An 11,240-nucleotide genomic window follows, 5' to 3' on the forward strand; every position below is an offset into this window, starting at 1 on the left:
TCGTTCGGCGACGGCTGGTCCTATCGCTGGAACCCCGAGACCTATGCGGGCGCGGGCTATGCGGTGGTGATGATCGATTTCCACGGCTCGACCGGCTACGGCCAGGGCTTCACCGACGCGATCAGCCAGCACTGGGGCGACCGCCCGCTGGAAGACCTGAAGAAGGGCTGGGCCGCCGCCCAGCAGAAATACGGCTTCCTGGACGGCCAGAACGCCTGTGCGCTGGGCGCCTCCTACGGCGGCTACATGATCAACTGGATCGCGGGGAACTGGTCGGACGGGTTCAAATGCCTGGTCAACCACGACGGCGTGTTCGACACCTTCGGCATGGGCTATTCGACCGAGGAGCTTTGGTTCACCGAGTGGGAATACGGCGGCACCCCCTGGGCCAATCCCGAGGGCTATCAGAAGTTCAACCCCGCCAACCACGTCGAGAACTGGAAGACGCCGATGCTGGTGGTCCAGGGCGACCGCGATTTCCGCATTCCGACCGCCCAAGGCCTGTCGACCTTCACCGCCCTGCAGCGGCGCGGGATCGACAGCCGCCTGATCGTCTTCCCCAACGAGAACCATTGGGTGCTGAAGCCGGCCAACAGCCTGCAATGGCACGACGAAGTGTTCGGCTGGCTGAACAAATATCTGGCGCCCGCGCGCTGATCGGCGTCGGGCGAAAGGAAGAGGGGGCGCGGTCGGCCGACCGCGCCCCCTTTTTCATTGCGGTTCTCGGCGCGTCAGAGCGAGGCGCGCTGCACGGCCGGGCCGGCCAGGCGGTCGTACTGGTGCGCGGTCATGCAGCGCGGCGCGGCCCAGCGGCGGCCCGACTGGCGCGCGGCCAGGGCTTCCTGGGCGGTGACGAAGGCCGGGGGCGCGCCATAGGCCTGCTGGTAGGTCCGTCGCGCCTCGATGTCGCTGGCGCAGACCATGACGGACCGCAGGGTCTCGGCGCGCAGCGTCCGGGGCGACACCTCGCGCGGCGTCTGGGCCGTTGCGGGAACGGCGGCGGCCGTCAGGACGGCGGCGATCAGGGCAGGCGCAGCGAAACGGGTCATCGGAACCTCCTCCAGCCCCGGATTAGATCAGGGTCTGGACGAAATATGCGCCGATCCGTTCGATTGTAAAGAATATACGACAGTTCGACGTCAGATCGGCGACAAGCGAGGCCATGTTGACGCTGCGGCGCCAAACCGCCCGTGGCGCGTTTGTTTTTCCAAGATGGAGGCGTGCGCTTGTCGAAACCCCTGAATTGGCGAGATTTCGGATCGGACTTCCACCGTCGGGCCGTGGCGCCGGCGACGGCCAGGGCGCGCGTCTGGCGCGACTGGGTGCGCGACAACGACCCGGTCTATGCGGCGGCCCGCCATCCGGGGAGGCCGGAGAAATGGGCGCTGGGCCTTGTTCTGACGCTGACGCTGGCGGTGGCGCTGTTCCTGGCCCTTTTCGACTGGAACATGCTGCGCGGACCCATCGGCCGCTGGGCCTCGGCCAAATACGACCGGGAGATCGCCCTGACCGGGGATCTGGACGTCGATCTGTTCAGCTGGACCCCTTCGGCGGTGGTGCGCGGCCTGAAGATCGGAGGCCCCGACTGGGCGCGCCAGGAAGACACCGCAAACGTGGACGAAATCCGCGCCTCGGTGCGGTTGCGCAAGCTGCTGGCCGGCCAGATCGAAATGCCGCTGTTGAGCTTCACCCGGCCCAAGGTGGTGCTGATCGCGACCAGGGACGGGCGAAAGAGCTGGCAGCTGAACCCGAACAAGCCCGACACGGGCGAGGGGATGAAGCTGCCGGTCATCCAGCAGTTGGTCATCACCGACGGCCAGCTGTCGTTCGACGAGCAGCGGCGGCGCATGACGCTGCGGGCCGCCGTCGACGCGCGCGAGGGGGCGAACGGCGACGCGGGCTTCCTGCTGGAGGGGCGCGGCGCGGTCAACGGCTCGCCGCTGACGCTGAAGATCCAGGGCGGTCCCTTCATCAATATCCGGCGCAACCGGCCCTATCATTTCCAGGCCGATGTCAGCGGCGCAGGATCGTCCCTGAGCGCCAGGGGCGCCATCACCCGCCCGTTCGACCTGGGCCGGTTCGACGCCACATTGACGATGCAGGGGCGCGACCTGTCGGACCTCTATCTGCTGACCGGCGTGACGCTGCCTAACACGCCGCCCTATCGGCTGTCCGGGGCGCTGAACCGCAACGAGCGGGTCTGGACCTTCAGGGATTTCGACGGCCGGGTCGGGGCGTCGGACCTGTCGGGCGAGGTGCGGGTGGACGCCGCCCAGCGCCTGCGCGTGGACGCCGAACTGCGCTCGCGCCGGCTGGACATCGACGACCTGGCCGCGGTCCTGGGGGCGCGGACCCGCACCAATGCGGCGGGCACGGACACCGAGGCCCCGGTCGTGGTCGGCGGCAAGCTGCTGCCCGACGCCAAGCTGCAGACCGAACGGCTGCGGACGATGGATGGAACCCTGACCTATCGCGCGACCTCGGTGAAGGCGAACGAGTTCGACGTGCGCGCGGTCGACCTGGGGGCGGACCTGAAGGATGGGGTGTTGAAGCTGGATCCCATCAGCTTCAACTTCAATCGTGGCGAACTGAACGGCGCGGCCCGCATCGATGCGACCAAGGACACGCCGTACAACGCCGTGGATCTGCGCCTGGCCGGCTATCCGCTGGAATCGATCGTCCCCGCGCGCAACGGATCGGTCCCGCTGAGCGGTCGCGCCCTGGGCCGGGCGCGGCTGGAGGGGCCGGGCGCCTCGATCCACGACTTCGCCGCCGCCTCGAAGGGCTCGCTGAGCCTGGTGGTGCCGAACGGACGGATGCGCGCCGCCTTCGCCGAGCTGCTGGGCATCAACGCCAGCGCGGGTCTGCTGAAACTGCTCAGCGGCGATCAGTCGGAAAGCCGGATCCGCTGCGCCGTCGCCGATTTCGGCGTCAACAACGGCACGGCGACCGCTCGGACCTTCGTGATCGACACCGACGTTGTCCTTGCCCAGGGCAAGGGGTCGATCGACCTGGGCGCCGAGACGCTGAACCTGCGCATCGACGGCGAATCCAAGAAGCCGCGCCTGCTGCGGCTGTGGGCGCCGATCACGGTCTCTGGCCCGCTCACCGCGCCCAAGGTGGGGGTCGATGTGGGCGAGGTGGTCGGACAGGGCGGGCTGGCCGGTCTGTTGGGGGCGGTGGTGGCGCCGGTGACGGCCCTGTTCGCCTTCGTCGATCCGGGCCTGGCCGAGGACGCCGACTGCGGTCGACTGATCGCCAACGCCAGGTGATAGGAAATGCGGCGGCGGCGGCGACCGAATCGGCCCGCCGGACGTATCGAGGCCCATGAGAGATCACGCATGACCCGCCGCGGCCTGTTCGCTCCCGCCCTGGGCCTGGTCGCGGCGGCCTGTTCGCCGCTGAACCTGTTGAACGCCCTGGGGCCGCGCGATCCCGGGGTGCGCCGCGTCGCGCGCGACATCGCCTATGGCGACGAGTCCCGCCAGCGCCTGGACCTTTACGCCCCCAAGGCGCCGGGACCGTATCCGACCCTGGTCTTCTTCTACGGCGGGGGCTGGGAGTCCGGCTCGCGCGACCAGTATGGCTGGGCGGCCCAGGCCCTGGCGGCCAGGGGGTTCGTCGTGGCCCTGCCGGACTATCGGATCGCGCCCCAGGTCGCGTTTCCGGCCTTCATCGAGGATGCGGCCGCCGCCACGGCCAGGGCGGCCGAAGTCGTGGGCGCTCATGGCGGCGATCCGGCGCGTCTGGGCGTGCTGGGCCATTCGGCGGGGGCGCATCTAGCGATGATGATCGCGCTGGACCGGCGCTACATGGCCGCCGTGGGCCGGCCCGGGCTGATCAGGGCGGCGGCGGGCCTGGCGGGGCCCTACGACTTTCTGCCCCTGGACGTGGCGGCGTCGAGGAACGCCTTCGGCCGGGCGCCGGACCTCACATTGACCCAGCCCGTGACCTTCGTGCGCGCCGACGCCCCGCCGATCTGGCTGGGCCACGGCACGGCCGATGTGGTGGTGCACGACGAGGACACGATCATCCTGGACCAACGGATGCGGGCCGTGGGCGGCCGGTCGGAGGCGAAACTCTATCCCGGCCTGGACCACGCCGACCTGATCGCGACCTTCTCGCCCCTGTTCCGCAAGAAGGCGACGGTGCTGGCCGACGTGACGGGTTTCTTCCACCGGCAGCTGGGCTGAACCGGTGAAGAGTGGTGCGGGCGGCCGGGGTCGAACCGGCACTCCTTTCGGAACTGGATTTTGAGTCCAGCGCGTCTACCAATTCCACCACGCCCGCAGCGGAAGCTCACCGCATGACGAAGTTGACGCGGAAGGCCATCATCCGCGGGGCGGAGGGCTGGTCGCCGTCATAGGCCACGGTGGCGCTGCGCACGGCGTCGAGGACCGCGCCGCCGAAGCGGCCGTCCGCCGGGTGTTCGGTTTCGATGACGCAGTCGCGCAGCTTGCCGTCGGGCTGGGCGACGCAGGTGGTCACGGCGAACCCTTCGGCGTAGTTGTTGACGGGATAGCGGGGGCGAATCTGACGGTCCCAGCGCATGCCGACCTGAAGACCGTCCTCGCCGATGGCGTCCAACTCCTGATCGCGCGGATCGACCAGGGGGCGATCGCAGGCCCGAAGGGTCTCGTCGATGGCGGCGCCCGATCCGGGCAGGTTCAGATCGTAGCGCAGGTTGCGGCCGGGGGCGGCGCCGTCCGGCACGACGATCTGCAGCCGGCCGCCCTGGCGCAGCTCGCGCGCCAGGGGAGCGGGGAAGTCGGCGACCGCCCCGGTGCGGTTGGTCGTGACGTTGAAGCGCCATTCCTTCTGCTCTTCGTCGCGGAAGGCGATCTGAAGGGGGCGGGTCTTGGCGCCGCGCGTCGCCTCGGGCAGGCCGACCAGCAGGGCGGAATAGGAGCCCTTCACACAGCGCATGGCGATGGACAGGCCCGGCGTCGTGGTGACGTAGGCCAGGGTGGTCCGCGTCTTGGCGTCGCGGATCAGATCCCAGTCCTCGCCGGCGGGGGCGGTTTCCTGGCCGACGGACTGGCCGGCGGACTGGCCGGCGGACTGGCCGGCGCCGGACAGGGCGGTCAGGGCGACGGCGGCGGCGGCGACGAGGGAACGGGTCAAGCGACCACCTCCACATGGCTGTCCAAACGGCCGGACTGGATGCGGCGGGCGCGGATGTAGATTTCGACGCGCTGCAGGACGATCAGCCCCATGGCGAAGACCAGGAAGGCGTCGGTGACGGCCAGGGCGTTCAGATGCCAGGCGGCGGCGTGGCTTTCGATCAGGTCGCGCAGCAGCGATCGGCCGGCGAACAGCACGACCAGCAGGATCAGGCCCAGCGGCGAGGCCTGGGCCATCAAGGAGCCGTCGGGCTCCTTTTCGATGGTGACGGTCTTGCCGCGATACCAGCCGGCGACCCCGCCCAGGACGCCGCCGATGGCCAGCACCGCCCAGGCGGCGGGGCCGAACGGGGCATGGGCGACGTGCGGGGTCTGGGCCGCGCCCCACAGACCCAAGGCGATCAGCGGCACGACGATGGCCGGCATGACCCAAAGCAGATGCGGACGCAGCACCCGCTTCCTGCGGTTCTTAAGCAGCATGACCACCAGCATGATCGGGATGATCGCCAGCGGGATCAGTTTTTCAGGCGGCACGGCGCGTCTTCCCCAAGGATGATCGCCTCCCCCGAGGCGAAGGCGATCAACCTAGCCGTGTCAGGCGTCGCTGGGAAGCGGCTCCACGGTCTGTTCGATGGCGCCGAAGATGGTGTGGTGGCGGTCGTCCAGCATCTCGATGCGAACCGTGTCGCCGTGGCGCAGGAAGGGCGTCTCGGCGGCGCCGCGCAGGATCGTCTCGACCGTGCGGAGCTCGGCGATGCAGGAATAGCCCAGGCCGCCTTCGGAGACCGGCCTGCCGGGGCCGCCGTCGGCGTCCTTGTTCGACACCGTGCCCGAACCGACGATGGTTCCGGCGACCAGCGACCGGGTCTTGGCCAGGTGGGCGATCAGGGTTCCGAAGTCGAACGTCATGTCCACCCCGGCGTCGGCGCGGCCGAAATCCTGTCCGTTCAACTGGACGGTCAGCACGCCATGCAGCTTGCCGTCTTTCCAGCGGTCGCCCAGCGCCTCGGGCGTGACCAGGACGGGCGACAGAGCGCTGGCGGGCTTGGACTGGACGAAGCCGAAGCCCTTGGCCAGTTCGGCCGGGATCAGATTCCTGAGCGAGACGTCGTTGACCAGGCCGACCAGGCGGATGGCGGCCAGGGCTTCCTCGCGCGTCGCCCCCTGCGGCACGTCGCCGGTCACGACCACGATCTCGGCCTCCAGGTCGCAGCCCCAGGCCTCGTCCGCCAGCGGGATCGGATCGCGCGGCGACAGGAAGCCGTCCGAGCCGCCCTGGTACATCAAGGGGTCGGTCCAGAAGCTGTCGGGCATTTCGGCGCCGCGCGCGCGGCGCACCAGCTCGACATGGTTCACATAGGCCGAGCCGTCGGCCCACTGATAGGCGCGGGGCAGGGGGGAGGCGGCGTCGCGCTCGTGGAAGCGGCCGCGCGGCACGCCCTCGTGCTCCAGGCTGTCGGCCAGGGCCTGAAGACGCGGGCCGCAGACGTCCCAGTCGTCCAGCGCCGCCTGCAGGGTGGGGGCGATCAGAAAGGCGTCGGTGAACCAGTTCAGGTCCTTTGAGACGACCACGAGGCGGCCGTCGCGGCCGTGCTTGAGCGAGGCGAGTTTCATGACCTGGGCCTAGACGGATTTGATTCGGTTGGAAACCGGGCGGCGATCACGCCGCTCATTCGCCGGGCGTCAGCAGGGCGCGGGCCTCGGCCCCCGTGCGGGCGGCGCGGTCGCGCACCTCGACCTCGACGATGACGCCGCCTTCCGGCTCGACGGCCCAGAGATAGCGACGCTCGACCTCGACCGTGCGACCCGAGGGGGCGAACCCCTCGTAGCTGTCGCCCCAGGGGGTGATCTTCTTCAACTCCACGAAGGGCATGGCGCAGGCGGCGTCCAGCTCCTCGTTGGCCATCACGGTCAGTTCGTCGTCGAGGGCGGGCATGGGCTCGGTCTGAAAAAGAGGGTGTGAATAGTATGAATGGTGTAAAATCGGCGAGCGGGCTTATCGGCGGCGACGGAAAGACAGGGTGCAGTTCGTGCAGTCGCTGTCAGGCCCGGCTCTCCGACCGGGCATTGTAACCCCGTGCGGGGTCATGTCAGGTCGATTGGGCGGAAAACCTGAAAAGGCGAATTTTTTCAAAGTATGTAGCGACGTGAATAGGAGGGTCCGGCCCATCTTTTCGTCATCCCAGGCCCTGTGCATGGGATCCATATTCCCGACTTGGAAGATCGGGTCCGCTGCGGAAGCACCTGGCGTAGGGATCCCCGGGACAAGCCCGAGGATGAAGGGATGGAAGGGAAGGCGGCGTGGGTCGGCCTGGAAAACGAGAGTCTGAAGCGGCTCAATCCTCATCGGCGTAGATGGCGACGCGGGCGGGCTCCGAGGCGGAGACCGAGCCGCGATACATGCCCGAGGTGGACAGGGCGAAGACGGGGGCGCCGGCCGGGGTCATGACGATGACGCCGCCCAGGCCGCCCAGCGTCCTGGCTTCGTCGATCTCGACCTGGGCGGCGGTCTGCGGCGGGGTCGCCGCGCCGATCCGGGCGCAGATGTCGCGGGCGACCGTGGCGCGGATGAAATATTCGCCGTCGCCGGTGGCGGACACCGCGCATCCGTCGGCGTTGGAGGCGTAGGTGCCGGCGCCGATCACCGGCACGTCCCCGACCCGGCCCCAGCGTTTGGCGGTCATGCCGCCGGTGGAGGTGGCGGCGGCGAGGCGGCCCTGGCTGTCCAGCGCCACGGCGCCGACCGTGCCGAACTTCTTCTCGTTCAGGGGCGGGGCGATTTCGGCGCCCTGATTGTGGGGTGAGGGGGCGCCGGCGGGGCGCTCGGGGATGGGCTGTCCGGCCTCGGTCAGGGCCTTGACCAGGCCCTGCCAGCGTCGCTCGGTGAAGAAGAAGGCCGGGTCGACCTGTTCCAGCCCGACCGAGGCGGCGAAGGCGTCGGCGCCGGGGCCCATCAGCATGACGTGGGGCGACTTCTCCATCACCGCGCGGGCGGCGGCGACGGGATGGCGGGTGGTGGTCAGGCCGGCGACGGAGCCGGCGGTCAGGTCCGCGCCGTTCATGACGGCGGCGTCCAGTTCGTTACGGCCGGCCGCGGTGAAGACCGCCCCGCGCCCGGCGTTGAACAGGGGATCGTCCTCCATGAGCTGGACGGCGGCCTGGACCGCATCCAGCGCCGAGCCGCCGCTGGTCAGCACCGCCGAACCGGCGTCCAGCGCGCCTTGCAGGGCCGCGCGATAGGCGGCGTCCTGCTCGGGCGTCAGGCTCGACCGCTCGATCACGCCCGCGCCGCCGTGGATGGCCAGAGACCAGCGCGGCGTCTCCTGCGCCTGGGCCGATGCAAAACACAGGGCAAAGAGTGCAGTCGGCAGGGAAATGGCCGCGCGCATCACGAAACTCCTCCGGGCGCCGTCGTCGGCAGGACGTGGCCTCGCCACTGTAGCCCAAGGCTCTTGCGTGTCAGGCCGATCACGCAAAGAAAAAGCGGATTGGCGGCGATGACGCCTGCGCGGCCCTGGCGACGTTTCGTGTGCGATTATCGTGCAGATCGGACGCGCTGGCTGGCCCGAGGCGGCTGTTCGCGCTGGAAAAATCATTCGCCGTGGCGCCTTTGCGCGTGTCGCGCATTGTGGGGCCATGACGCCATCAATCGCCTTTGTCGGCGCGGGACCGACCACCCTCTACGCCCTTCACGCCCTGCTGTCCCAAGGCGCCGTCGCGGCGCGCATCACCGTGATCGAGGCGCGTAGCTCCGCAGGCGCGGGCAGCCCCTATAGCGCCGAATGGAACGACCGCGCGATGCTTTCGAACATCGCCAGCGTGGAGATCCCTCCCGTCACCGAAACCCTGGCGGAATGGCTGGCCTCGCGCACCCGGTCCGAGTTGCAGGCGCTTGATGTGGACGCCGCCTCGCTGGACGAGCGCAGCTTCGTGCCCCGTCTCGCCCTCGGCCGCTATTTCGAGGACCAGTTCGCGGCCATCGTGAAGCGGGCGAGGGCCGACGGCGTCGCCATCGAGGTCATGACCGACTGTCGCGTCGTCGACGCCGCCAATACGCGCGACGGAATCGAACTGACCTTCGTCTCGCCGCCCTCGCTTCGCGCGACCAAGGCGGTCTTCGACCATGTGGTCCTGGCCACCGGGCACCAATGGCCGACGCGCCAGCAGAGACGACCCGGCTATTTCCTCAGTCCGTGGCCGGCCTCTGCGCTGGCGGACGTTCCGGCGACAGACATCGGCATCCGCGGCTCGTCCCTGACGGCCATCGACGCCGCCGTCGCACTGGCGGGATCGCATGGCGCGTTCGTGCGCCGCGGCGGCAAGCTGGTTTACGAGCCTGCGCCGGACGCCCAGGCCTTCCGCCTGACCATGATGTCGCGCAAGGGCATCCTGCCGGAAGCGGACTTCTATTTTCCGCTTCCGCACGCGCCGCTCGAAATCTGCACCCCAGAGGCGGTCGCGGCCCTGGCGGCCCAGGACACGGGCCAGCTGCTGGACCAGGTGTTCGACCTGTTTCGGCGCGAGTTGAGCCATGTCGATCCCGATTACGCCGCACAGACCGGACTGGGCGAGGCGACGCTGGAGACGTTCGCCCAGGCCTATTTCGCGCGGCGTGCGGCCAGCGACCCGTTCATCTGGGCCGCTCTCAACCTCGAGGAGGCGCGGGCCAATCACGCCGCCAAGGTCACGGTTGCGTGGCGCGACGCCATCCTGCGCATGCATGAGGTGGTCGCCGTGATCGTGCCCCATCTGGATGCGGCGCAGTTCGACAGATTCAATCGCGTGTTCAAGCCGGTCTTCGTCGACGTCTACGCCGGGGTCCCGCACGAATCGATCGAGCGGATGCTGGCCTTGCACGAGGCGGGCAAGCTGGAGGTTCTGGCCCTCGGCGAAGACTACGACATCGACATCCGCAATCCGCAAAGCGGGGCTGACGTGACGATCGCCGGACGGACCCGGCATTTTCCGGTGTTCATCGAGGCGACGGGTCAGCAAGCCTTGGCCGCGATCCAGTTTCCCTTCCTGTCGTTGCTGGAACAGGGCATCGTTCGCGACGAGATCGCCAACGACGCCCCGGATGTGGTCCGTGGCATCGCCGTCGATGAGGTCTTCCGACCCGTCGATGCGCCTCTGCCGCCGGACAGGCTCTTTTGTCTGGCGCTGCCGTTCCTGATGGGCCGCCACCCCTTCGCCCAGGGGATCACCAGTTCCTTTGAAATGGGCGGGATCGTGGGGCGCCGGCTGGCGTTGGTGGTCGAAGGCGACAAGCGAGCGCCCCTTCCCGCCGCCTCGGCGGCCTGAAGCGAGACCTGATGAAGCTGTTTGCGATCTACATCGGCGGCGAGCACCCCGGCGCCAACATCGAAGTGCACGACATGCGCTTTATCGCCGCCCCTTCGATAGAGGCCACCTACGACACCCTGCGTGCGCAATGGTGGGGCAGGGCCGGCAGTCTGCACATCGACTGCTGGTCGGAGATTTCGCACGCGGACGGCTATGACGTCAGCCTGCGTGCCGAGCCGTATGCAGGCGAGGAAAAGCTCTATTACGTGAACCTGGGCGGTTACGACGGCGTGGCCTTCGCCGAGCAGCACCGCAACGTCTTCGTCGTCGCCGCCACGGTTCAGTCCGCCAAGTCACGCGCCATAAAACTGGCGTCGGGATGGAGCGACGCCCATCGCGACGAGATGTACGAGGCGGAACAGGCTTTCGCGCTGGACGCCGCCGCCCAGGCCCGAAGGATGCATATCCACCTGACGCCGCGTCCGATGTCCGGCGATCCGAGCTTCACCTGTCGCTACACCCCGCTCCGCTGATGCGAGAGGGCGCGCGTCACCCCCGGTGATGCAGCCGCTTCCACACCTGATAGCCGACGATGGGGACGAAGCCGCAGAACAGGGCGGCGATCAGGACCATCCAGAAGCCGCCGCCCAGCCAGTATTCGCCGGCCAAGGCCCCGGCCCCGGCCGCCAGGACCGGGCCGAGCCAGGGCAGCCAGGCGGGCGGCCGCATCTTCATTCAGGCGTCGACCTTGATGACGCCGCGACGGATCTGGTCCAGCTCGATCGAGTCGAACAGGGCCTGGAAGTTGCCGTTGCCGAAGCCTTCGTTGCCCTT

Annotated in this window: 13 protein-coding genes and 1 tRNA gene; 5 read left to right on the forward strand and 9 right to left on the reverse strand. The window is 68.9% G+C overall.

Annotation, left to right across the window (positions count from 1 at the left end):
* On the forward strand, nt 1–657 hold a 657-nt coding region (locus DI624_RS15505; RefSeq protein ID WP_291540282.1), incomplete at its 5' end, for a prolyl oligopeptidase family serine peptidase.
* Nucleotides 658–731: 74 nt separating this feature from the next.
* On the opposite strand, the gene DI624_RS15510 is transcribed toward DI624_RS15505, so the two are convergent.
* Nucleotides 732–1,049, reverse strand: coding sequence for a hypothetical protein (locus tag DI624_RS15510; RefSeq protein WP_291540284.1), 318 nt, complete (start codon nt 1,047–1,049; stop codon nt 732–734).
* A 177-nt stretch (nt 1,050–1,226) separates the two neighbouring features.
* Between DI624_RS15510 and DI624_RS15515 the strand changes: the two genes are divergently transcribed.
* Both DI624_RS15515 and DI624_RS15520 read left to right on the forward strand, forming a co-directional pair.
* A complete protein-coding gene (locus tag DI624_RS15515) occupies nt 1,227–3,272 on the forward strand; it encodes an AsmA family protein (protein ID WP_291540286.1) in 2,046 nt (681 codons plus the stop codon).
* Nucleotides 3,273–3,341: 69 nt separating this feature from the next.
* Complete coding sequence (locus DI624_RS15520) at nt 3,342–4,193, forward strand: alpha/beta hydrolase (protein WP_291540288.1); 852 nt, start codon at nt 3,342–3,344, stop codon at nt 4,191–4,193.
* Between the two features lie 12 nt (nt 4,194–4,205).
* On the opposite strand, the gene DI624_RS15525 is transcribed toward DI624_RS15520, so the two are convergent.
* From DI624_RS15525 to DI624_RS15550, 6 genes are all read right to left on the reverse strand, one after another.
* Nucleotides 4,206–4,290: transfer RNA gene (locus DI624_RS15525), tRNA-Leu, on the reverse strand.
* 9 nt (nt 4,291–4,299) lie between these two features.
* Complete coding sequence (locus DI624_RS15530) at nt 4,300–5,124, reverse strand: hypothetical protein (protein WP_291540290.1); 825 nt, start codon at nt 5,122–5,124, stop codon at nt 4,300–4,302.
* Nucleotides 5,121–5,657 carry a CcdC protein domain-containing protein gene (locus tag DI624_RS15535; protein ID WP_291540292.1) on the reverse strand — a complete coding sequence of 179 codons (537 nt, stop codon included), beginning with the start codon at nt 5,655–5,657 and terminating at the stop codon, nt 5,121–5,123. The genes DI624_RS15530 and DI624_RS15535 overlap by 4 nt, the downstream gene beginning before the upstream one ends.
* A 60-nt stretch (nt 5,658–5,717) precedes the next feature.
* Complete coding sequence (locus DI624_RS15540; RefSeq protein WP_291540294.1) at nt 5,718–6,737, reverse strand: fumarylacetoacetate hydrolase family protein; 1,020 nt, start codon at nt 6,735–6,737, stop codon at nt 5,718–5,720.
* A 55-nt stretch (nt 6,738–6,792) separates the two neighbouring features.
* On the reverse strand, nt 6,793–7,059 hold the full coding sequence (locus DI624_RS15545) for a hypothetical protein (RefSeq protein ID WP_291540296.1): 267 nt from the start codon (nt 7,057–7,059) through the stop codon (nt 6,793–6,795).
* A gap of 400 nt (nt 7,060–7,459) precedes the next feature.
* The gene (locus DI624_RS15550) at nt 7,460–8,512 is read right to left on the reverse strand and encodes an isoaspartyl peptidase/L-asparaginase family protein (RefSeq protein WP_291540297.1); all 1,053 of its coding nucleotides are present in this window, start codon (nt 8,510–8,512) and stop codon (nt 7,460–7,462) included.
* A 247-nt stretch (nt 8,513–8,759) separates the two neighbouring features.
* Between DI624_RS15550 and DI624_RS15555 the strand changes: the two genes are divergently transcribed.
* Entirely contained in the window at nt 8,760–10,424 is a 1,665-nt protein-coding gene (locus DI624_RS15555; RefSeq protein WP_291540299.1) for an FAD/NAD(P)-binding protein, read from the forward strand.
* An 11-nt stretch (nt 10,425–10,435) separates the two neighbouring features.
* Nucleotides 10,436–10,939: a DUF1543 domain-containing protein gene (locus tag DI624_RS15560; protein WP_291540301.1), complete on the forward strand. Its 504-nt coding sequence runs from the start codon at nt 10,436–10,438 to the stop codon at nt 10,937–10,939.
* A 16-nt stretch (nt 10,940–10,955) separates the two neighbouring features.
* On the opposite strand, the gene DI624_RS15565 is transcribed toward DI624_RS15560, so the two are convergent.
* Nucleotides 10,956–11,141, reverse strand: coding sequence for a hypothetical protein (locus DI624_RS15565; protein WP_291540303.1), 186 nt, complete (start codon nt 11,139–11,141; stop codon nt 10,956–10,958).
* Nucleotides 11,142–11,240 (reverse strand): hypothetical protein (locus DI624_RS15570; protein WP_291540305.1); only part of this gene is annotated, 99 nt, incomplete at its 5' end.

Origin of the sequence: Brevundimonas sp., from assembly GCF_003248455.1 — a bacterium.
Classification (GTDB): domain Bacteria; phylum Pseudomonadota; class Alphaproteobacteria; order Caulobacterales; family Caulobacteraceae; genus Brevundimonas.

What these genes read in the sequence shown, in the direction of transcription:
- DI624_RS15550 (WP_291540297.1), bottom strand. Translation starts at nt 8,512, where the DNA reads ATGCGCGCGGCCATTTCCCTGCCGACTGCACTCTTTGCCCTGTGTTTT.
- DI624_RS15540 (WP_291540294.1), bottom strand. Translation starts at nt 6,737, where the DNA reads ATGAAACTCGCCTCGCTCAAGCACGGCCGCGACGGCCGCCTCGTGGTC.
- DI624_RS15565 (WP_291540303.1), bottom strand. Translation starts at nt 11,141, where the DNA reads ATGAAGATGCGGCCGCCCGCCTGGCTGCCCTGGCTCGGCCCGGTCCTG.
- DI624_RS15555 (WP_291540299.1), top strand. Translation starts at nt 8,760, where the DNA reads ATGACGCCATCAATCGCCTTTGTCGGCGCGGGACCGACCACCCTCTAC.
- DI624_RS15545 (WP_291540296.1), bottom strand. Translation starts at nt 7,059, where the DNA reads ATGCCCGCCCTCGACGACGAACTGACCGTGATGGCCAACGAGGAGCTG.
- DI624_RS15560 (WP_291540301.1), top strand. Translation starts at nt 10,436, where the DNA reads ATGAAGCTGTTTGCGATCTACATCGGCGGCGAGCACCCCGGCGCCAAC.
- DI624_RS15520 (WP_291540288.1), top strand. Translation starts at nt 3,342, where the DNA reads ATGACCCGCCGCGGCCTGTTCGCTCCCGCCCTGGGCCTGGTCGCGGCG.
- DI624_RS15510 (WP_291540284.1), bottom strand. Translation starts at nt 1,049, where the DNA reads ATGACCCGTTTCGCTGCGCCTGCCCTGATCGCCGCCGTCCTGACGGCC.